19 protein-coding genes are annotated in these 19,910 nt (G+C 65.4%); 7 read left to right on the top strand and 12 right to left on the bottom strand.

The genetic code is table 11. The annotated features are described in order from the left end of the window. Positions 1-29: 29 nt before the first annotated feature. On the bottom strand, positions 30-839 hold the full coding sequence (locus tag BSZ39_RS13555) for a chymotrypsin family serine protease (protein WP_158025147.1): 810 nt from the start codon (positions 837-839) through the stop codon (positions 30-32). 114 nt (positions 840-953) lie between these two features. Here BSZ39_RS13555 and hisN point away from each other — a divergent pair, with 114 nt between their 5' ends. Genes hisN through BSZ39_RS08660 form a run of 3 tightly spaced genes read left to right on the top strand, consistent with a single transcriptional unit; the run spans position 954 to position 6,081 of the window. Next, positions 954-1,763 carry a histidinol-phosphatase gene (gene hisN / locus BSZ39_RS08670; RefSeq protein WP_073716946.1) on the top strand — a complete coding sequence of 270 codons (810 nt, stop codon included), beginning with the start codon at positions 954-956 and terminating at the stop codon, positions 1,761-1,763. A gap of 35 nt (positions 1,764-1,798) precedes the next feature. Then, positions 1,799-2,974, top strand: a complete 1,176-nt coding sequence (locus BSZ39_RS08665) for a metallophosphoesterase family protein (protein ID WP_073716945.1) — start codon at positions 1,799-1,801, stop codon at positions 2,972-2,974. After that, positions 2,971-6,081, top strand: a complete 3,111-nt coding sequence (locus BSZ39_RS08660; protein ID WP_073716944.1) for an AAA family ATPase — start codon at positions 2,971-2,973, stop codon at positions 6,079-6,081. The genes BSZ39_RS08665 and BSZ39_RS08660 overlap by 4 nt, the downstream gene beginning before the upstream one ends. Here the strand turns inward: BSZ39_RS08660 and BSZ39_RS13900 are convergent. The 3 genes from BSZ39_RS13900 to BSZ39_RS08645 are packed head-to-tail and all read right to left on the bottom strand — an operon-like array spanning position 6,078 to position 8,493. Continuing rightward, positions 6,078-6,527, bottom strand: coding sequence for a DUF6912 family protein (locus BSZ39_RS13900; protein WP_073716943.1), 450 nt, complete (start codon positions 6,525-6,527; stop codon positions 6,078-6,080). The genes BSZ39_RS08660 and BSZ39_RS13900 overlap by 4 nt on opposite strands. A 17-nt stretch (positions 6,528-6,544) precedes the next feature. After that, a complete protein-coding gene (locus tag BSZ39_RS08650; RefSeq protein WP_073716942.1) occupies positions 6,545-7,831 on the bottom strand; it encodes a CpaE/TadZ family protein in 1,287 nt (428 codons plus the stop codon). Continuing rightward, on the bottom strand, positions 7,828-8,493 hold the full coding sequence (locus tag BSZ39_RS08645) for a hypothetical protein (protein WP_073716941.1): 666 nt from the start codon (positions 8,491-8,493) through the stop codon (positions 7,828-7,830). The genes BSZ39_RS08650 and BSZ39_RS08645 overlap by 4 nt, the downstream gene beginning before the upstream one ends. A gap of 98 nt (positions 8,494-8,591) precedes the next feature. Here BSZ39_RS08645 and BSZ39_RS08640 point away from each other — a divergent pair, with 98 nt between their 5' ends. Beyond that, positions 8,592-8,819, top strand: a complete 228-nt coding sequence (locus tag BSZ39_RS08640; protein WP_073716940.1) for a helix-turn-helix domain-containing protein — start codon at positions 8,592-8,594, stop codon at positions 8,817-8,819. Here BSZ39_RS08640 and BSZ39_RS08635 read toward each other — a convergent pair. Beyond that, the gene (locus BSZ39_RS08635; protein ID WP_143180453.1) at positions 8,816-9,352 is read right to left on the bottom strand and encodes a hypothetical protein; all 537 of its coding nucleotides are present in this window, start codon (positions 9,350-9,352) and stop codon (positions 8,816-8,818) included. The genes BSZ39_RS08640 and BSZ39_RS08635 overlap by 4 nt on opposite strands. A gap of 129 nt (positions 9,353-9,481) precedes the next feature. On the opposite strand from BSZ39_RS08635, the gene BSZ39_RS08630 reads away from it, so the two are divergent. Both BSZ39_RS08630 and BSZ39_RS08625 read left to right on the top strand, forming a co-directional pair. Then, positions 9,482-10,141 carry a LysM peptidoglycan-binding domain-containing protein gene (locus BSZ39_RS08630; protein WP_143180452.1) on the top strand — a complete coding sequence of 220 codons (660 nt, stop codon included), beginning with the start codon at positions 9,482-9,484 and terminating at the stop codon, positions 10,139-10,141. Further along, the gene (locus BSZ39_RS08625) at positions 10,138-10,620 is read left to right on the top strand and encodes an Rv3235 family protein (RefSeq protein WP_073716937.1); all 483 of its coding nucleotides are present in this window, start codon (positions 10,138-10,140) and stop codon (positions 10,618-10,620) included. The genes BSZ39_RS08630 and BSZ39_RS08625 overlap by 4 nt, the downstream gene beginning before the upstream one ends. Here BSZ39_RS08625 and secA read toward each other — a convergent pair. Together secA and BSZ39_RS08615 are read right to left on the bottom strand one after the other, a co-directional pair. Further along, the gene (secA, locus tag BSZ39_RS08620) at positions 10,617-13,406 is read right to left on the bottom strand and encodes a preprotein translocase subunit SecA (protein ID WP_073716936.1); all 2,790 of its coding nucleotides are present in this window, start codon (positions 13,404-13,406) and stop codon (positions 10,617-10,619) included. The genes BSZ39_RS08625 and secA overlap by 4 nt on opposite strands. Before the next feature lie 93 nt (positions 13,407-13,499). After that, complete coding sequence (locus BSZ39_RS08615; RefSeq protein ID WP_073716935.1) at positions 13,500-14,753, bottom strand: winged helix-turn-helix domain-containing protein; 1,254 nt, start codon at positions 14,751-14,753, stop codon at positions 13,500-13,502. Positions 14,754-15,089: 336 nt separating this feature from the next. Between BSZ39_RS08615 and BSZ39_RS08610 the strand changes: the two genes are divergently transcribed. Further along, positions 15,090-16,205, top strand: coding sequence for a hypothetical protein (locus BSZ39_RS08610; RefSeq protein WP_073716934.1), 1,116 nt, complete (start codon positions 15,090-15,092; stop codon positions 16,203-16,205). 70 nt (positions 16,206-16,275) lie between these two features. On the opposite strand, the gene hpf is transcribed toward BSZ39_RS08610, so the two are convergent. The 5 genes from hpf to BSZ39_RS15070 all read right to left on the bottom strand — a co-directional run. Further along, positions 16,276-16,911 carry a ribosome hibernation-promoting factor, HPF/YfiA family gene (gene hpf, locus BSZ39_RS08605; protein WP_073716933.1) on the bottom strand — a complete coding sequence of 212 codons (636 nt, stop codon included), beginning with the start codon at positions 16,909-16,911 and terminating at the stop codon, positions 16,276-16,278. 148 nt (positions 16,912-17,059) lie between these two features. Next, positions 17,060-17,848: a hypothetical protein gene (locus tag BSZ39_RS08600; protein ID WP_073716932.1), complete on the bottom strand. Its 789-nt coding sequence runs from the start codon at positions 17,846-17,848 to the stop codon at positions 17,060-17,062. A 289-nt stretch (positions 17,849-18,137) separates the two neighbouring features. Further along, a complete protein-coding gene (locus tag BSZ39_RS08595; RefSeq protein ID WP_073716931.1) occupies positions 18,138-18,761 on the bottom strand; it encodes an ABC transporter ATP-binding protein in 624 nt (207 codons plus the stop codon). Further along, on the bottom strand, positions 18,758-19,534 hold the full coding sequence (locus BSZ39_RS08590; RefSeq protein ID WP_073716930.1) for an ATP-binding cassette domain-containing protein: 777 nt from the start codon (positions 19,532-19,534) through the stop codon (positions 18,758-18,760). The genes BSZ39_RS08595 and BSZ39_RS08590 overlap by 4 nt, the downstream gene beginning before the upstream one ends. Positions 19,535-19,542: 8 nt before the next feature. Then, the coding region (locus tag BSZ39_RS15070) for an ABC transporter permease subunit (RefSeq protein WP_143180451.1) at positions 19,543-19,910 on the bottom strand (368 nt) is incomplete at its 5' end.

The following is a 19,910-nucleotide window of genomic DNA, read 5'->3' as shown; positions in this document are numbered from 1 at the left end:
GTAACCCCGATTCTTGAGGGCCTCGATCCCTATCGCACTCCCGACACGCCCACCCTCGAACCCATCACCCCACGCTCAGGTCCCAAGAGCCACATATCGGGACAGTGTCCAGCAGTCACTAATCCCCGCTGACTACCCGCTCTCGCTGGAAAACCTGCAGTACACTTAGTAGCAGTACTGTGAAGCGGTGTGAGTTTCTCACCACCGGCCACAGAGTCGGCTCTCGCACCCGCACCCGAGTCAACAGTGAACGAAACGCGCGGTGATTGAACGGTCAAACCTGACCCACTACGATCCTTTGGCGATGCATCGAGTGCCTGGACCACGTTCTCTTTCGTTAACTTCGAAAGAAAACGAGGCGTACTGATCTCAGCCGTGCCCTCGATTGGATCCACGGACACAGTGGAACCGGGAGAATTGTCCATATCGTTCACTACGAGGTCAGAGATCTTCTGCATTAAGTCATCAGCGTCATTTTCTGTCATTGCGGCGTTTTCAATGAGACGGATCTCAGGATGATCCTTCAGCGCTGCCCTCAAGCCTTCAGGCGCCACTCCCACGACCGCCAGAAAGGCAGAAGTGTCACTATCGAACCCAGCTCCAGCATAGATATCCTCGAAGCTCTCAATAATAGGATCGAGTACCTGATTAACAGACTCCTGGAAGGAAGCTTCCGCCACCACATCCTCGACAGGCTCTCTACTGAATTGAGACGCTACAATCGCGTCTTCCATGATAGATGCATTACCGTGCTTAAGATCAGAAGCCTTGGCACCCACCGTAGAAAACACCACACACGAGACCATCAGCATGGAGGAGACAAGACGCTTCACTGACATCGCCCCTACTCCACTCCTTTGTGTTCAAAGAACATGTTACGGGAACGAAAGAGACCTGCACAACCCCCTATGGAAAACGGCTGCGGCAACACGTGCGAACGGTAGATTGAAGCCATGGCCAGCAGTCACGTCGATGACCTCCGTCTTGCGCACTACCTCGCGGCGCAGGTCGACAGTTTCACCTCGCAAAAGTTTCGGGAACACGATTTCACCGTCGAAACCAAGCCCGATATGACGCTCGTAACCGAGGCGGACCGCACGGCCGAGCAGATCATCCGCGAACAGCTGCGACGCGTACGTCCCGGCGATTCGATTATCGGTGAAGAATTCGGCAAGACCGGCACCTCGGCGCGCCAGTGGATCATCGACCCGATCGACGGCACCAATAACTTCGTGCGCGGCGTGCCGGTGTGGGCGACGCTCATCGGTCTCGCGGTCGAGGGCGAGGTCGTCGTCGGCGTCGTCTCCGCCCCCGAACTGCAGCGGCGCTGGTGGGCTGCCAAGGGACACGGCGCCTACACGGGACGCTCGATGAGCCAGGCGAAGCAACTGCAGGTTTCGCAGATCGCGACCCTCGCCGATGCGTCGCTGTCCTATTCCTCGCTGCATGGCTGGGCCGACCAGGGCCGACTGCGATCCTTCCTCACGCTGTCCGAATCGTGCTGGCGCTCGCGCGCCTACGGCGATTTCTGGTCCTACATGCTCGTCGCCGAGGGCGCGGTCGATATCGCCTGCGAGCCCGAGCTCGAGCTGTACGACATGGCCGCGCTCGTCCCGATCGTCACCGAGGCCGGCGGCCGCTTCACATCGATTTCTGGCGAGGACGGCCCGTTCGGAGGCAACGCGATCGCGACCAACGGGATCTTGCACGACGAGGTCCGTTCCTTGCTCGCACAGGCGTCCGACCCGCAACGCACCGAGTAGGTGGCCGCGTCGCCACCGCGCGTTAGCCTGCCGACATGAAGCTCCTGCACACCGCGGATTGGCACCTCGGCCGCACGCTGCACCAGGTAGACCTGACCGAGGATCATGCCGCCTACCTCGATCACCTGGTTGACCTCGCCGCCGATGAGCAGGTCGATGCCGTGCTCGTCTCGGGCGATATCTACGACCGCGCCTACCCGCCGGTGGCGTCCGTCGCACAGTTGAACGACGCGTTGGCCCGCCTCACCGATCTCACGCACGTCGTCCTGACCGCAGGCAACCATGATTCGGCGCAGCGGCTGGGCTTCCTCGAGGGGCTCACGAGCGACCGGCTGCACCTGCGGACCCGGCCCCGCTCGGCGGCGATCCCCGTGTCGATCCCGACCAGTGGCGGCACCCTGCACATCTTCGCGCTGCCGTTCCTCGACGTGGATGCGGCGCGACGCGAATTCGCCCGCCCCGGCGGCGAACTGCCGGCTCGCAGCCACGAGGCCGTCATGGCCGCGGCCCTGACCGAGCTCGCGCCCGCGATCGCGCGGGCCCGGGCCACGGGCGAGGGCGCCGTCGTCATCGCCGCGCACGCGTTCGTCTCCGGCGGGGAGCCGAGCGAGTCGGAGCGCGATATCCAGGTCGGCGGCGTCGACCGGATTCCCGCGGGCGTCTTTGATGCCGCCGACGCCGATTACGTCGCCCTCGGCCATTTGCATCGGCCGCAAAACATTTCTGCCGCGACGCCCATGCGCTATTCGGGCTCCCCCATCGCGTTCTCCTTTGGCGAGGCGCGCGATACCAAGAGCTCGACGATCGTCGAGTTTTCCGCCGCCGGAGCGCGCGCCGATGCCACCGTGCGCACGGTGGCCGCGCCCGTGCTCCATCCGCTGGCCGACCTGCGCGGCACCCTCGCCGAACTCCTCGCGATGAGCGACGTACCCGCCCACGCCCGCGTCAAGACCGTCCTCACGGACGCTGTCCGGCCGCCCGGTGCCTATCAGGCGCTCAAAGACAAGTTCCCCCTACTGCTCGCCGTCGGCCACGAACCACAGGGCACGGCGCGCGAGTCGGTGACGGTGTCAGCGCGTGAACTTGCCGATCCGCTCGCCGTCGTTGACACATTCCTCGCCTACGTCACGCAGGCAGAGGTCACCGACGCGCAGCGGGCAATCGTGCGCGACAGCTACGAGGCCCTCCTCGCCGAGGAGCGAGAATCATGAGACTGCACCGCCTCGAGTTCGACGCGATCGGGCCGTTCCCCGATCGCCACGTCGTCGACTTCGATGACCTCGCCTCCTCTGGCCTCTTCCTGTTATCCGGCCCCACGGGTTCGGGTAAATCGACGATCATCGACGCAATCGTCTTCGCGCTCTATGGCACGACGAGCGGCCAAAGCAGCGGCGATAAGGCGACCAAGGAGCGCCTGCACTGCACGGCCGCGCCCGAGCGCGAGCCGTGGGTCGAGCTGACGTTCTCGAACGGGTCGGGCATCTACCGCATCCGGCGCACCCCGGAGCATCAGGCCCCCAAACGCCGCGGGGCCGGCACGACGACCCGCAACGCCACGTGCAAACTCTTTCGCCTGGCCACCCTCGAGGAGGCGCGCGACCCCGATGCGGGCGAGGTGCTCGCGACGCAGGTTAGTGAGGCCGCGACCGAGATCCCCCGAATCGTGGGGCTCAGCCGCGAGCAGTTCACCCAGACCATGGTGCTGCCGCAGGGCCAGTTCTCCCGCTTCCTCACCGCGCCGCCCGAGGACCGCACCGCCATCTTGCGCGGCCTTTTCGGCACGCAGCTGTATGAGCGGCTGCAAGAGGCGCTGCGGGAGCGCTCACTCAAGGCCGAGCGATCCGTTGCGTCTCGCGCTGAACGGGCTGCCAACGCGCTCGAGCAGGTCATCCACCAGCTCGCGCAAGTACCCCCCGCGCTGGGTGCGGACGAGGCGAAACATACCCTGCCCGCGGATCTGCGCGAGCGGCTCGAGAATGTTTCGGCCGTCGAGCTACTCACCGACGAAGACCTGCACAAAGCCGTCACTACCGAGGCAGGCGTCGTTAAGGACTTGAGCGAGGAATTGCGCACGGAATGCGAACGCGTCGCCGAGGCGTTTGCGCGAGTATCCGCGACGCGGGATCGGCTCGCCGATATCGCGCGGCGGCAAGCGCGCGTCGCCCAGGCTCGAGCCGACCGCGAAGAGCTATCCGCCCAAGCCGAAAAAATCGCCGCGGTTCGCGAACGCCTCGCTCGCCATGACCGCTGCGAGGCGCTCGTGCGCAGTGGACAGGAGCTCTCGGCCAGTGTCGCGTCGGTCAATCCGGCGCTCGCCCAGCTCTTAGACTCCGAGCTGCAGCTTCCAATCGATCTCGATGAGCTGCTCACAGGCTCCGCAGGCGCGCAGGCGCTCGCCGAGCTCGGCGAGCTCGAATCACGGCTCGAAAAGGACGGCGCAGAGCTTGATCGGGACGATGGGCGGCTGGAAAAACTCCAGCTGCAGGCCCGCCGCCGCGACGCGCTCGACGCGCAGCAAAGCGAGCTTGCCACGCAGCAGGAGCGGGAAACGGCGCGCCTTTGCGAGCTCAGGACCGAGACTGCGAGGGCAAGCGAAGAGCAGGCGCGGATGCGCGAGACGCATGCGAGTGCCAGCGCGCTCGCGGCCGGCGTCGATGAGGCAACCGAGCGCTGGCATGACACGAAGGATCGCCTCGCCGCGGCTCGGGAACACGAAAGCCTGACGGCGAAAAATGCCGAACTCACGGCCGCCCTCGACGAGCTAGCGCAAGCCTCGCAGCGGGCCACCCAGCACGCCGACGCGCTGCAAAAACGCCGCAACAGCCAGCTGGCGGGAGACCTCGCCGCAGACCTGGTGCCCGATGAGCCGTGCCCCGTGTGCGGTTCGCGCGAGCATCCCGCGCCTGCCGAGCTGGGCGCCGACCATGTGAGCGAACATGACCTCGAGGCGGCCCTGAAGGACGCGAGCGCGGCCCAGCAAAAAGCGGTACTCGCACGGGCCGAACACCGCCAGCTCGGCGAGGGGCTGGGCGAGACGCGTCAGCGCTCCGGCGGCCTGAGCGTCGCGGAAGCCGAAGCGGCGCATCGCGAAGTCGAGGAGGCCCTCGCGGCCGCGAAGGCCGCCCGCACGCAGGCCGCGCAGGCGGGGACGCTGCTTGAAGAGCTCGCCGCGAAGCTCGCCGGCTGGGCCAAGGAGAGCGCCGCGCTCGAGACCTCGCTGCGCGATGCCGCCGCCGCGCAGGAAAAAACGTCGGCCGAGCGCGATAGTGTGGCGGCCGATCTCACCGAAGCGCTCGGCGAGCATGAATCGGTCGAGGCACTCGAGGCGAGCATCGCGCGTGCGCGCGCCGCGAACCGGTCGGCCGCGCGCGAAGCGTCTATCGCGGAGCGCGAGGTGCGCACCATCAGCCGCGACGTCGAGACGCTGCGCGAGCAGCTGGAAGCACGCGAGTTCGCGACCTATGCCGAAGCCGCCGGATGCGTCCTGCCGACCGAGACGCTCGCATCGCTGCAGGAGGGCGTCCGCGACTATGACACGCGCCTGATCGAGGTCGACGCCGTCTTGCGCGATCAGGACAACCAGGCGGCCGCCAAGGCCGAGCCCGTGGAGCTGTCAACGATCGAACAGGACGTCGCTAACCATCGGGCGCGCCACGAGGCGGTAACCACGCTTGCCGCGGCGGCCGGCACGTGGGCGTCGAGCATCGAGCAGACGCTCGCGCGCGCCGAGCAGGAACGCGCCTCCTATGACGCGCTCGCGAGCGGGGCCGCAACCGAGATCCGGCTGGGCAGGCTCGCCAGCGGCGCAAACGACCGGTCGCTGACCCTCGCGACCTTCGTCGCCCTCGACATGTTCGAATCCGTCCTCGTCGCGACCAATGCGCGCCTGCTCGCGATCTCCTCTGGGCGCTACGAGCTCGTGCGCACCGATGAGCGGGAACGCGGCCGCCAGCGCAAGCTCGGTCTCTCCCTCGCCGTGGTCGATCACTCGCGGGGCACGCGCCGCTCGCTACATTCCCTGTCGGGCGGTGAGACGTTCTATACCGCGCTCTCGCTCGCGCTCGGGCTCGCGGATACCGTGCGGGAGACACACGGCGGGATCGAGATGAATACGCTGTTTATCGACGAGGGCTTCGGCTCGCTCGACTCCGGCACCCTCGAGCAGGTGATGGACGTCCTGCACGCGCTGCACGATTCCGGCCGCGCCGTCGGCGTCGTCAGCCACGTCGATGAGATGAAGCAGCAGATCGCCGACCGGATCGAGGTGCGCAAGCGGGAGGATGCGACCTCCACGCTCACGGTCTACGCGGCAGGCTAGGACTGCAGCGCCGCGGCGAGGTCGCCGCGTTCCGTGACGTCGTACCAGAGCAGGTCGAAGTCCTCCAGGCTCGCGAGCGCATCCGCGTCGCCCGCGGCCGCGCGCACGGCGGCCTCGGCGGCTTCTTCGTCGATGAGGATCGCGACGACGTCGTCCCACGTGATCGCTTCACTCAGGGTGACATCGCAGGGCAGCTGCGGCGATGCGGCCGGATCGACCGCGGCGTCGGCGGCGAGGACGACGCGCCGCGCGGGCCCGGATTCGTACGCAAGGGCCGAATAGTCGGCGGCGGCGAGGGAGGCGACGAGCTCGCGCTCCTCGTCGTCGGCATCGGGCAGGGCGCGGCGCAGGGCCGCAGTGTCGGCGCAGGCGGGGGCGCCGGAGAAGAAGATGGCGGGGGCGATTTCGCCCAGGTCGGCGACGGCGGCAGGCAAGAAACAGCGCATGCTTCTATCGTGCCAGGTCACGCCTCACGTCGCGGGCTTGACTTGGCCCAGAAGCGATTCCGCCACGAGGGCGCCTCGGCGGGCGCTTGGCCCATCAGCTCGCCGGCGAGCTTGCGTGCCATGGACGCGAGCGGGCTGCGCGCGTTGACCGCGGCGACCGGTGCCCCGGCCAGGAGCGCGGCATCGCAGTTCTTTTTATCGTCGGCGATGAGCGTGGCGCGTTCGACCGAGGAAAACCGGGCGAGGACCTCGAGAACCGAGGTGGCCGCGTCCGATCCGCTCGCGCTATCGCGCAGCGCGGTGATGACGACGTGGTCGCGGTCCGTGATCGGGTGCGTCGTGAGGTGGCCGATGAGTCGCGCGATCGCGTCGGTATCAGCCTGCGCGACGAGCAGGACGTCATCGGCCGCCGCGAGCAGCGCGTCGCGCGCGGCCCCGGGGTAGGCGGCGAACTGGTCGTAGGAGTCCGACTCCGGCCACGGCACCGCCTCGACGTCGATCACGATCGCGTCGTAGCGCTGGCGCGCGAGACTGAGGATCGGGTCGATCGCGGCGGTGCCGACCTCGCGCCAGCGCTCGGGTCGACCGATCCCAGTAACAATGTCGATGCCGTGCTGGTGCGTGACCGCGCCTGCAAGGACGTCAGCATCGAGGCGGCCCTGGTTGGCGCGGCGTGCGAGCGTCGCGATGCCGGAGACGTCGTCGAGGATGCCAAGGCGCGCGGTGATCGAAGGCGCGGCAAGGTCGGCGTCGATGAGGAGGACGGACCCGTGAGCGGTTAGCGCGTGCGCGAGTTCGATGGCGAGCGTCGTGCGGCCGTGCGATCCGGGCGGGCCCCAGGCGACGATAACGCGGCCATCGCGCTCCGGCTCGGTGACCGGCTCTTCGTCGCGCAGCTGCCGACGAGTGGGGCCGGGTGGCGCGGGCGGGTTCTCGCTCGTTGGGGCTTTTTCGCGGGTAACGGCGAGCGCCGCCGTGTGTTCGGCGATCTCCTCGGCCGGCGCATCGAGGGGTATCGTGACCGCGGCCCCGAGGGCGGCGGTGCGCTCAAGGTCATCGGGGTGCGCGAGCAGGATGGTCGCGACGTCGTGCCGCGTCAGTTCGGCGAGCCCCTGGGCGTCGATATCGCCGCGCGAGGCGTCGAGGACTGCGATCCCGCCGATCCCGGCCGCGGCCGCGGAGAGCAGTTCTTGGGCGTCGGCGCAGCGGCGCACGACGCTGACCTCGTTGCGGTGTGCGGTGAGGGCGCGAACGAGCTGGGGTTCGAGTTTGCCTGCGACCGCGATGAGGACGCCGACGGTCATAGGGTCCCGCCCTGCGGGACCACTGCGATCAGGCCCTGTTCGGCGAGGGCCGAGAGCACGGCGGGGACGTTCTCGGCGGTCACGGAGACTTCGATCGATCCGTGCGCGCGCACGCCCAGGGTCGAGGCTTCGTGGACCTGCTCGATGATCGCGCCCGGCGCGATGATGAGCGGCTCGCCCCCGGTTTTACCTGGCACGGCGCGCGGGATGAACCACACGTCGACGCTCGCGCCGCGTACCGCGCTCTTCGGCAGTTCGGTACCGAGCGGCAACACGATCGAGCGGGTGGTGTGCTCCCCGTCGTCGCGGGACGTCGCCGAGCGGGCTATGAGTTCCCCTTCGCCGACGGTGCGCGTGACAGATCCGCTCGGCTCGGCATCGGCCGACAGGTAATTGCCGGCGACATCTTCGTGCACATCGACCTTCACGACGTTGCCCGCCAGCGAGGTGCCCGGCGTTAGGGTGCTCGACGCGGCCCAGACGCCGACCCGGGAGTCGACGGCCTTCATGAGGTAGATGCCGAGTGCCACGGCGGCCGCGACGAGCAGAATCCCGATGGCAAGGCGCGGGTCGCGCAGTTGCGGACGGGTCCGAACCGGGCGGGATGCGGGCGTCGCCGGCGCCTTAGGAGTGCCGGATCGGGCGATCGAGCGAATCTTCATGGAAGAAACTATGCCGAGCGTCACACTTTGGTGCAACCTTGCTCGTCAAACTGTGGGTAACTTTGTTGCCGTTTGCTGCGCTCTGCCATACTTGGGTTATGGCCGCACGCTTCCTCACCCTCGCCGACCTCGCTGAGCAGTTGGCGGTGTCCATGGTGCAAGCGCGCGCCCTCGTCCGCTCCGGAGAGATCCCCGCGATCCAGGTCGGCGGCCGCGGCCAGTGGCGCATCGAGGCGAGCGTCCTCGAGGACTACATCCAGCGCAAGTACGAGGAAAACGAGGTCCGCGTCGCGAACCTCGCGCGCGAGGACGCGCTCGATTCCTAGTCCGCTGCGAGCCCCGTGACGTAAACACGCTCGATCAGATAGAGCACGAACGTGGCGATCGCGTCATCGTCTAACCGCACGTCGACATAGTCCTTCCCGACGCCGACGACCCGGCCGCCGACTTCCTGGTGGCCAGAGCTCATCGTGACTCGCGCGCCCTGCGCGCCGCACCGGCGCAAGATGTGTCCCCAGCCGCGACGCATGTCGACCTCGCGGTGGGCGCGGCTCGCCCGCCCAAGCCCCTTATAGGAGGCGATGGCGGCAATCGCGACGAAGATGTCGCGATGCGCGCCGATATCTAACCGCACCCACGTCGCCGACACGTCAGCAAGCAGGCCCTGGACGCGCTCCCCGCTCGCGAGCGAGAGCTGCAGCGGGTGTCCAACGGAGGAGACGAGCCGGTCGGCGATCCCGATCGCGGAGCGTTCCGCCTCGACGAGTTCGCCTTCGACCTGGGCGCCTTCGATCGTTGCCAGGCGGTCCGACAGGTCGGCGAGCATCCGAGAAATCGCGGGATCTAAGGCGTCACTCATGTCTTTACCGTAGCTGGCACTACCGCATCGGCGACGCATTTTGTCCACAGCCCTTTACAACGAAAGGAAGCTCGACTAGAAATAAGAACACCAAACTACATCAAACAACATCATAACGAGGTGATGATGATGAACCGACACATCGGAAGTTCCCTCCTGGTCCTTGCCGTGGGGTCCTCCCTCGCTGTTTTCCTGGCGCGGGTGGCGACCGGGTTGATTGCCTCCCTCATCTCGGTGCCGGTCGTCCACGTCGATCTCGTCTATGACGGGATCGGCGCGGTACTCCTCGTTCTTGGTGCCGCGCTCGCGGCCTGGTACGCCGCCTCGGGCGCACTCGCGCTCGCCGTGCAGTGCGGCCGGATCGAGGCGTCGGCAATCATCGGCTACCTCGCTCCCCTGACCTCCCGGCTCGTGCGCCGCGCCGCGGCCGCGAGCCTCACCGTCGGACTCGGGGCATCGCTGCCACTATCGGGCGCGATGGCCCAGAACCTTGATACGCCAATCCAGGTGGCGACGAGCGACGTGCTCCCGCCCGTACCCACTACTCCCCCGGCGGCGCCCGCTCCCGAGGCACCAGCGCCCGCTGCGCCGGTGGCGAGCGAGAGCGACACCTACACAGTGCAGCGCGGCGACTGCCTGTGGCGCATCGCCGAACACCAGTTAGGAACGCAGACGAACGCGGCGACGGCCCATGCCGTGAGCGAGATCGTCGAGCTCAATCCGGACATCATCGACCCGGATCTCATCTATCCAAATCAGACCCTCACCTTGCCGAAGGACCTGCCATGACCACGTCAGCTGTCCGGATCGATGAGTACCTCGATCCCGCTCCGTCCCGTTTTGAGCCCCTAGTCATCTCGTTTTCGACACCGCATGAATACCTGGCCGAGTCCGCCGAGGCGAGGCTCGCACGCCGGGCGGTGCGCGGCGGCCCGCAGGCACTCCCCCACCCGAAGGCTTGGGCGTACACGGTTTTGCAGGCGACGCTCGAGTCGCTCACCGGGTTCCGGCCCGTCACGCACCTGTCGCGGTGGGTTTCTCCGGAGGTCTATGACGCGCTGGCGCGCCGTGCGGCGCTCGCCGCTCGGGTCGCCGAGCCGACGCGCGCTCAGCGTCCGGCGATCCGCAACGTGCGGGCGTCATCGGTCTCCAAGGGCCGCGTCGATGTCATCGCGACGATCCTCGACGGCGACCGCATTCGCGCGGTCGCGATCGAGATGATCGTGCGGCGCAGCCGCTGGATCGTGACCGAGATTCAGATCGGCTAGCGGCCGCGCTTGCGGCCCGCTTTCTTCGCAGCGCGACGCTCGGCGCGGTTGCCGCCCGTCGGGACCTGCGAGCCTTTGGCAAGTCCGAAGGCGGCCCCCTGCGAGGCGTCCGCCGAACCCTGCGGCTCACTATCCGCGTTGCCCGCCGACGCCGAATACGTCAGCGACTGCGGCCGCTGCGGCGTCTTCAGGGCGAGCGGCGAGGCCTTCTTCGGCTTGGCCGGCGCCGCCGCGGGCGCGGCTTCGGTGGTCTGCACACCCTCGGCGCCTTCGGCCGCTTCGGCGTCGGGCTGCTGGATCTGCAGGAAGAACAGGTAGCGGACAACGTCTTCCTTGATCGCTTCTTCCATCGACTGGAAGAGGTCGTAGCCTTCTTTGCGGTATTCGACGAGCGGATCGCGCTGCGCCATCGCGCGCAGGCCGATGCCCTCCTTGAGGTAGTCCATCTCATAGAGATGTTCGCGCCACTTCTGGTCGAGCACCGTCATGACGACGCGGCGTTCAAGGTCGCGCAGCGCCTCCGAACCGATCTGCTCCTCGCGCTCGGCGTAGGCCACGTCGATATCGGACGTGAGTTCGCGGATGAGGCCCTCACTCGTGAGGTGTTCTGCGCCGCCGACGTCCTCGATGAGGTCATCCTTCGTGATGGTCACGTGGTAGACGCGGTTGAGTGTTTCGAACATTTCGTCGAGGTCCCACGTCGCGCCCGTGCCGTGCAGCGTGTAGGCGCGCACGATGCCGGTGATGACGTCGTGGCGGAACTGGTCGACGAGCTCGGAGACGTCCTCGCCCATGATGAGCTTGTGGCGACGGTCGTAGACGATCGTGCGCTGCTGGTTCATGATGTCGTCGTACTTCAGGACGTTCTTGCGGGTCTCCGCGTTCTGGGTCTCGACCTGGCGCTGCGCCGAGGCGATCGCGCGCGTCACCATCTTGGACTCCAGCGGCATGTCCTCAGGATAGGCCCCCGAGGCCATGATGCGCTGGGCCACGCCCGAGGCGAAGCGGCGCATAATGTCGTCGTCCATCGCGAGGTAGAAGCGGGACTCGCCCGGGTCTCCCTGACGGCCGGAGCGGCCGCGCAGCTGGTTATCGATGCGGCGAGCGTCGTGGCGTTCGGTGCCGAGCACGTACAGGCCGCCGAGCTCGGTGACCTCGTCGTGCTCCGCGGCGACGGCGTCGCGCGCAGTCTCGAGAGCCGCGGGCCAGGCTTCCTCGTACTCGTCCGGGGTGTCGGTCGGCGTGAGGCCCTGGGCCTTCAAGTTTTCGATCGCGATGTGCTCGGCGTTGCCACCGAGCATGATGTCGGTACCACGGCCGGCCATGTTGGTAGCGACGGTGACGGCGCCCTTGCGGCCCGCCATCGCGACGACGTGGCCTTCGCGCTCATGCTGCTTCGCGTTCAGCACGGTATGCGGGATGCGCTTCTTTTGCAGCATCTTCGACAGCATTTCGGATTTTTCGACGTTCGTCGTGCCGACGAGGATCGGCTGGCCCGTCGCGTGACGCTCGACGATGTCTTCGACGACCGCGTTCCACTTGCCCGTCTGGTTCTTGTAGACGAGGTCGGGCTGGTCCTTGCGCTGGTTCGGCTTGTTCGTCGCGATCGGGATGACGCCGATCTCGTAGGTGTTCATGAACTCGGCCGCTTCGGTCTCGGCGGTACCCGTCATGCCCGCGAGCTTGTCGTACAGGCGGAAGTAGTTCTGCAGCGTGATCGTCGCGAGCGTCTGGTTCTCGGCCTTGATCTCGACGCCTTCTTTGGCCTCGATCGCCTGGTGCATGCCCTCGTTGTAGCGGCGGCCGTGCAGGGTACGACCGGTGTGCTCGTCGACGATGAGGACCTCACCGTTTTTCACGATGTAGTCCTTATCGCGCTTAAACAGTTCCTTCGCGCGGATCGCGTTGTTGAGGAACCCGATGAGCGGGGTATTGGAGGACTCGTAGAGGTTGTCGATGCCGAGGTGGTCTTCGACCTTGGCGATGCCGGGCTCGAGGATGCCGACCGTGCGCTTCTTTTCGTCGACCTCGTAGTCGGTGCCGGACTTCAGCCGCGCGACGACGGAGGCGAACTCGGTGTACCAGGAGTTGACGTCGCCGGAGGCGGGGCCGGAGATGATGAGCGGGGTACGGGCTTCGTCGATGAGGATGGAGTCGACCTCGTCGACGATCGCGTAGTTGTGGCCCCGCTGCACCATTTCTTCTGGGCTCCACGCCATGTTGTCGCGCAGGTAGTCGAAACCGAACTGGTTGTTCGTGCCGTAGGTAATGTCCGCGGCGTATTCGACGCGGCGTTCGGCCGGGCTCTGCCCGTCAATAATGCAGCCGGTGGTGAGGCCGAGGAAACGGAAGACACGGCCCATGAGCTCGGACTGGTAGGAAGCGAGGTAGTCGTTCACCGTAACGATGTGAACGCCCTTGCCCTCGAGCGCGTTGAGGTAAGCGGGCAGCGTCGCGACAAGGGTCTTACCTTCACCGGTCTGCATCTCCGCGATATTGCCCTTGTGCAGGGCCGCGCCGCCCTGGATCTGCACGTCGTAGGGGCGCTGACCGAGCGTGCGCTTGGCGGCCTCACGAACAACGGCAAAAGCTTCCGGAAGGATATCGTCGAGCGTTTCGCCTTCGGCAAGGCGTTCCCTGAAAGAGTCGGTTTCCGCTCGCAATTCCTCATCAGTGAGGTCTTCGACGCTAGGTTCGAGTTTGTTGACCTGCTCGGCGATCGTCGCCAAATTGCGCAGGACTCGTCCTTCTCCGATCCGAAGGATCTTGTCAAAGATGGAAGCCACGTCTTCTCCGTTTCCGTTGGTACCTGCTCCATCGTAGCCACTTCGGGCGCGCAGCCCTACACGCGTTAGCGCTCGGCGATATTGGGCGGGTGGCTATTGCCGGGCGTGAGCCCAGCGCGTTGCTGCCTCGCCCGGGGCGTCGTGCGGGATCGAGACCTCGCTCGCGCCGAGCCAGGCGGCGAGACGTTCGAGGGCGGCCGCGGCGGCCGCGTCGACCTCGGCGAGCGGGATGGCACGGTCCGGTTCGTCCCAGGCGCCGCGAACTTCCAGGCTGCCGGTCGCGCGGTTATGCGCGAGGTCGGCGCGCGCGACGATGTGTTCGCCAACGAGCAGCGGCAGCGAATAGTAGCCGCGGGTGCGCCTGTCCTTCGGCGTGTAGATCTCGATGCGGTAGTCGAGATCAAACAGCTCGAGCGCGCGCGGCCGGAAGAAGATCAGCGGGTCGAATGGCGAGAGGAACGTGACGTGCGTGGCGCGCCGCGGGCGGGTGAGTGTGGTGTCGAGATAGTAGGGTCGCGCGATGCCCCCGACGCTGACCTGCAGAACGGAGCCTTCCTCGACAAGGCCGTCGAGCACGGGAGCAACGCTTCGTACCGGCAGGCGGTAGACGTCAGCAATAGCGTGGACATTGCCGATGCCGATGGCAGAGATCGAGGCGGCAGTGAGCTTGGCGATGGCTTCCGCGCGCTCCGGCGGCGCCACGTCGCGGACGGCGGGCGGCAGCACCCGGGCGGAGACATCATAGATCCGGTGGAAGTGCGCGGTGCGTCCGGCCGCGGCGACACGGTCGTCGTCGAAAAGGTTTTCCAAGAGGATCTTGACCGCCCCGCGGTTCCAGTCCGCGCCGGAATCCGTCGCAGCAAGGGCGCTCTCCTCATCGCTGAGGTCGTGCGCCGCGAGCCGTGCGGAAAGCTCGCTCGAGGTCGCGGGCCCGCCGCGGGCGAGTTCGGCAAAGATCCGCTCGGTGAGGGCATCGGCCCCCGCGTGGGAGAGAATCGCATGCCCGGAGGCCCACCGGCGCGTAAATGCCGCGAGCAGGCGGTGGACCTGCGGGGTGACGAAACACGCTTCATGCCCCCACTGTTCGAGCAGGAGTCGCGGGGCCTTGCCCGCCGCGTCAGCCAACAGCTGTGGGTAGTAGGCGCCGAGCCGTGAATACAGCGCCATGAGGTGTGCGCGGGCGAGCACGTTAACCGAGTCGATCTGGAGGACGCCCATCGCCGCGACGGTGCGCGCGATATCGGCGCGGGTCAGCGCGCGCGGGCGGGGCGCGCGATCGAGGCGCTGCGCGCGCAGGGCGTAGCGGCGGGCCGCAGAGCGCGAGATGGTCAAAACGGAGCGACTCATGAGGCATACCCTACGGGAGGTGCAGACACGCCACGCACGATGTCAGACAAATACCTTGCTGCTGGTTTTTGCCGTCCGTATCGTGAGGCCACATGGATAACGTTCTGCAACGAAGCAGTTTCCTGACGCAGCTCGAAGCCGCGTTGGTTGACAAGCCTGTGCGAATGCCCTGTCGCGCTCTGAGTTTGACGAGTTAGCGGCACTCCTGGACAAGAACCTGTCCACATACGAGACCACCATCGCCCCGACAGCCGTCCCCCCATCTCGATGATGCGGTGCGGTTCTATTGCGATCGTCTCGAGTTCTCGCCGGTCACCTCGCTACCGGTAAACCCGGATGGCGATCGGGTCGAAATCCTGCGTCGAGGGGGCGATCACCGTCGGACTTGTAGCCGCGAACATCCGGCCCTGCCCGGAATCGCGCGCCGTGTGGCGCACTGTCCCAAGCGTGGTCGATACCTTTCACTCGTTCGGCACGAGTTTTGGTCTCGACGGCCGCAACCGCGCCTCCGTTTCCTTCCATCCGCTCGCGTCGCACCCGATGGTGGTGGTGCGAGACCCTTGGGGCAACCGGCACTACTTCATCGAAGGTACGCCCAAGGTGGAGCTCATCCATACCCTTCCGCTCGAGGCCAGCCTGTCGATCCCGCCGTCGGAGGCGATGGAACGCGCGTTGGCCACGGCACCGGCATGGTGTGGTCCGCTCCTGTCCCCCGATTCCCCGCACTGCACCCTCGCGATCGACGACCGCGAGGGAGGCGTCGCGGTCGTCCGGGACGCGGATGGGCGCGAATTGCGGCGAGGAGTAACGGCCTGGCGCGATCGTACTGCCATCGGGCTGTACTTCCCCGCAGGGGCAACGCACGGCGCTGTCTACCTCTACGTGACGTTCGCTCAGTCTGATTCGGGCGATGGCTGCGAAGCCACGTTCGCGCTGTCCATGTCGGGAGTGGACACGGCAGCAGCGACCGCCACCGCCGCAACGGTGTGGGAGTCCCTCAAGCAGGCGTTGGACGCATCGGACACGACCGTGCGCGCAGCTGAATCGGGAAGCTCGGCGTCATCACCGGTGCGTTCGACAGACGATGCTGCGGCGGCTGCCACCACCATCCGCGATTTTCTGACGACGACGGTCCGTGCGCTCGACTTCGACGAAGCGATGGATCTGGTGGCGCAGTGTTTGGGCTACGCAGCCGCGAGCGAGACGGCCGAGTCCCTGGCCGACGCCAGTTCCCCGCTCCCGCTCGTGCGCGCGTCCCACCCGGCTTTCCCCGCAGAAAGCTCAGCCGACTTCGACACGGTTGGCACGCCAACCAACCGTGTCGTCGTCAGCTCCGAGATCGGGTCACGTGGCGCGATCGTCTTGATGGGATTGCCCGAACCCACCCGGGAACCGGATCATCTCTGGGACGACAGCGACAACCTCTTCCTCGTCTACTGCGACGCTGAATAGCTCGGCGCGGCACACACAAGCGGGCGGGGCGGCAAGGTTTTCCTTGCCGCCCCGCCCGCTTGTGTGTCGATTAATCGACGACGGTCGTATCGAGACGCAGAACGCCGTAGGTCCAGCCGTGGCGGTGGTAGACCACGCACGGCTGCTTCGTCTCTTCATCGATGAAGAGGTAGAAGGGGTGTCCGACGAGTTCCATCTCGTACAGGGCCTGATCGATCGTCATCGGCGTGGCTTCATGCAACTTCTGACGCACGATCACGGGGCTGTCGCCGAGCTGGGATTCGACGGCGACGCCGTGCTCGGTCGGGGCCTCGACCTTGTCCTCATGGACCTCTTCGGGCTCGTTCGCACCATCGTCGAGGCCGACAGGGAAGTCCTCGGGGGCCGGCACCGGGTAGCGGTGGTGGTCCTTGCGGCGGTCGCGCGCGCGGCGCAGCCGTTCCATGAGTTTGGCGTAGGCGAGATCGAGAGCACCATAACGGTCGGAGGCAGCCGCTTCAGCGCGGACCACGGGCCCCTTGCCCCGCAGCGTGAGCTCGATGCGCTCGGCCCGATCGGCCATGCGGGGATTTTTCTCGTGGTTCAGTTCGACATCGAGGCGCTGGGCCAGCGGAGCGAGCTGCTCAACCTTTTCCAGTTTCTCCTCGACGTGACCACGGAACCTGTCGGAAATCTCGGTATTGCGTCCGACGACGACGATTTCCATTTCGAACCTCCATTGGGTGTGTGGGTAGCCTCAGCGCTACCCGCGACATTCGGTGTCGGCCGGCAATGCTCCTCGCATCTAGGGACCGGCTCTTTGAGATCGGCTCACCTCCGGATGTTTGGGTACTTCCAAGTGTAGTGCGCCTTGCTCAGTTATGACGTGCCATAAGCGCTCCTGGTGCGCTCTTCATTTCGGTGGCCGCGAGCGCCCAGGCGCTTGCGACCTTCACCCCGTCGCGGCGTAGCGTCCGTACGCTTGCGCCGAGTGTGGCGCCCGTCGTGACGATGTCGTCGATGAGGATCGCGATGTCGTCCTTCGCGAGTTCGCCGATGCTCACGACGGCGGCGCGGCGGGCGGCGGCACGGTCGGCGGCTCCGAGCGGGGCGAGGTGGCCGCTGAGCTCGGCGGCGAGCGGTTTGCGCAGGATGTCTGCGACGGCCAGGCGCGGGGGCGCACCGAGGCGGATGAGTGCGGAGTCGCGGACCCCAGTAAGGAATGCTTCGGCGAGTTCAGCGGCGACGAGGCGGCGGCGCCAGCGCCGCGCGCGGCCCGACGGTGCGGGGATCGCGACGAGGCAGCCGCCGGACGCGAGCTGCTCAGCGACCTGCGCGACGTCGTGCGATTCTGCGCTCGTGCGCGAGAACCATTCCTCCCCCGCGGCACGCGCGGCCGCAAGGACGAGTGGCGCAATATCGCGTCGGGCATGGTTTTTGTAGGCGAGGGTGAGCCTGCGTGCCTTGGCATAGTCGGCGCTCGCATAGGTCGGCAGGACGCCCGCGAGGTAGCGCGCGTCGGCGTCGATGCGGCGCAGCGGGCGGTAGAGCTCGGCGAAGCAGGTCTCGCATACGGCGATATCGAGCGCGCCACAGCCTGCGCACGCCACGGGCATGATGAGGTTCGCGGCCTCACGCGCAAATGCGCGAAATTGCACGGTCATGGCCTAATCCTGCATCGGACCCCATGCCGAGAACACCGACTCGGGTTGCGGGACGTGAGATTTGTGACGGTCGGAATCACCTGAGGACGACGGCGGCAAGCTAGTTTTGCATGTCGGGAGTTCCTAGTATCCCGCGTCAAGTGGTTGGCAGGGTGTCGCGGGACATACCTACCCAGCCCGAATCTCAGATATCGAAAACCATCGAACGATACTACCCGCACTTACCAACTAATACAAAGGCTGGTTCAAATCCGCTTGACACACAATAGGAGCATCACCCCTGTATAGCTCACTCGGCTTTGGACCACTGACACGGAATCGATAGTTGTATTACACGATCGCAAAGCTTTGCCAGGAGATCATGATCGTGACTGATGACTAGCAATCCTATTCGGCGTTCTTGAGCAAGCGCCACAATACGTTTCCACAGCTTCGCTTGCAAGAGTCCATCCATCATTGTGGTGATCTCATCAGCAACCAAATACCGCGTACGGTCATCGAATGCACGAGCGACACAGAAACGTTGAAGTTCACCTCCTGAAACCTCACCTGGGTAGCGCACGAGCCAGGCTGGATCGAGTTCAAACCACTCCATCGTTTGCGCAAGATTCCCCCGCATTGAGGATAGAACCTGCCGTAGGCGCCAGCGAGGATCGATAGAAGTATTCGGGTGTTGATGAATCATCTGTACCGGGCAGAAACCTCGAGCAGTAATTGGTGCTTCCCCAAGTTTGACAACTCCCACGTCGGGCTGAATATAGCCTGCAAGAATTTTTCCCAGGGTCGTCTTGCCGCAGCCAGAATATCCATGCAGGCCAACGATCTCACCCGGATGTATTACAATATCAAACCCTTGAAATAACGGATCCCCATTGCAGTAAGAGTAAGCCAGATTCTCGCCGTAGAGATTCATACAGCATCCCAAAAGTCATGCGCCGGTTGGGCGCGCCACAGTTGCTGTGCATACGGGTGACAGCTTGCCGGCCGATTGAGCAATTGCCATGGCGCAAAAGAATCGAGGCTCTGTCCACCCCGAAAGACCACAAGTCGGTCAGCGATCCTCATCGCTAGAACCATGTCATGGGTAATCAGTACAACGGTCACTCCGTTATCTCGCAAACGGAGCAGCTGAGAGACGACTTCTTCGAGCGCTTCGGGATGAATACCTGGAGTCGGCTCGTCCGCAATCACCACACGTACGTCGTCACCGAAACATGTCGCAAGTAGAATCCTTCGCAGCATTCCTCCCGATAATTCGTGAGGATAGCGATCGTAGGTCTGACAAGAGAGTTCGACATCGTTGAGCAGCTCTAGCACCCTGGTACGCGTGAGGCGGCGGGGCCCCAAGCGCAATTGTTGCCCGACTGTCATGGACGGATCCAAGTGTGTCACGGACTGCGGGATGAGCCGAAGTTGACGACCCCTCACTGTTTCAAGCCAGGCGCCAGTGAGCTCGTAGCCTTCTAACGTCATCCGCCCGCTAACCGTGGCATTTGGTGGTAAGACACCGAGAATAGCGTGGGCCAGCAAGCTCTTGCCAGAACCGCTTGCACCAACAACCGCGAGGAGTTCTCCCCTAGCGGCACTCAACGAGACATCATGCAATGCCGGGATCTCGATCGGTCTTCCACGTCGATCGTACTGATGGAATGTTACGCCGAGCTTCTCAACATTCAAGATCGTCATTTTTGACCTCACACGTGCGCGGTAGCAGGATTCGAGCGCCGACGAAGCCGCTCACCAACATCGTCGAAAGACTTGGCTAGGAGGATAAGGACCAGTGTGGGCATGAGGACGAGCCACCAGTGCCCAGCGGAAACATTATTCAAGCCCTCGGACAAAATTATCCCGATCGCGGGGGTCTGTGGTGGCAGCCCAAAGCCTAGGAAAGACAATCCGGATTCGTGCAGGACGACGTGAGGGAACAGCAAAAGAAAGCCCACGATGAGTTGCGGCGTCACATGTGGCAAGGTCAAGTCCCTTGTAGTGGTGTAACGGCGTTTTCCTCTCGTTTGGGGTTTTAGCTTGCTAGTGCGGGCGTGTCGGTATCGGTCATGGTCGT

It is taken from the genome of Bowdeniella nasicola, from assembly GCF_001907295.1.
GTDB lineage: Bacteria > Actinomycetota > Actinomycetes > Actinomycetales > Actinomycetaceae > Bowdeniella > Bowdeniella nasicola.
The sequence above is the reverse complement of the archived record's forward strand: the minus strand, read 5'-3'. Positions and strand labels throughout refer to the sequence as shown.

Bases quoted from the DNA above. Each gene is read 5' to 3' on its own strand.
- BSZ39_RS13555 (WP_158025147.1), bottom strand. From the start codon at position 839: ATGTCAGTGAAGCGTCTTGTCTCCTCCATGCTGATGGTCTCGTGTGTG.
- hisN (WP_073716946.1), top strand. From the start codon at position 954: ATGGCCAGCAGTCACGTCGATGACCTCCGTCTTGCGCACTACCTCGCG.
- BSZ39_RS08665 (WP_073716945.1), top strand. From the start codon at position 1,799: ATGAAGCTCCTGCACACCGCGGATTGGCACCTCGGCCGCACGCTGCAC.
- BSZ39_RS08660 (WP_073716944.1), top strand. From the start codon at position 2,971: ATGAGACTGCACCGCCTCGAGTTCGACGCGATCGGGCCGTTCCCCGAT.
- BSZ39_RS13900 (WP_073716943.1), bottom strand. From the start codon at position 6,527: ATGCGCTGTTTCTTGCCTGCCGCCGTCGCCGACCTGGGCGAAATCGCC.
- BSZ39_RS08650 (WP_073716942.1), bottom strand. From the start codon at position 7,831: ATGACCGTCGGCGTCCTCATCGCGGTCGCAGGCAAACTCGAACCCCAG.
- BSZ39_RS08645 (WP_073716941.1), bottom strand. From the start codon at position 8,493: ATGAAGATTCGCTCGATCGCCCGATCCGGCACTCCTAAGGCGCCGGCG.
- BSZ39_RS08640 (WP_073716940.1), top strand. From the start codon at position 8,592: ATGGCCGCACGCTTCCTCACCCTCGCCGACCTCGCTGAGCAGTTGGCG.
- BSZ39_RS08635 (WP_143180453.1), bottom strand. From the start codon at position 9,352: ATGAGTGACGCCTTAGATCCCGCGATTTCTCGGATGCTCGCCGACCTG.
- BSZ39_RS08630 (WP_143180452.1), top strand. From the start codon at position 9,482: ATGAACCGACACATCGGAAGTTCCCTCCTGGTCCTTGCCGTGGGGTCC.
- BSZ39_RS08625 (WP_073716937.1), top strand. From the start codon at position 10,138: ATGACCACGTCAGCTGTCCGGATCGATGAGTACCTCGATCCCGCTCCG.
- BSZ39_RS08615 (WP_073716935.1), bottom strand. From the start codon at position 14,753: ATGAGTCGCTCCGTTTTGACCATCTCGCGCTCTGCGGCCCGCCGCTAC.
- BSZ39_RS08610 (WP_073716934.1), top strand. From the start codon at position 15,090: ATGGCGATCGGGTCGAAATCCTGCGTCGAGGGGGCGATCACCGTCGGA.
- hpf (WP_073716933.1), bottom strand. From the start codon at position 16,911: ATGGAAATCGTCGTCGTCGGACGCAATACCGAGATTTCCGACAGGTTC.
- BSZ39_RS08600 (WP_073716932.1), bottom strand. From the start codon at position 17,848: ATGACCGTGCAATTTCGCGCATTTGCGCGTGAGGCCGCGAACCTCATC.
- BSZ39_RS08595 (WP_073716931.1), bottom strand. From the start codon at position 18,761: ATGAATCTCTACGGCGAGAATCTGGCTTACTCTTACTGCAATGGGGAT.
- BSZ39_RS08590 (WP_073716930.1), bottom strand. From the start codon at position 19,534: ATGACGATCTTGAATGTTGAGAAGCTCGGCGTAACATTCCATCAGTAC.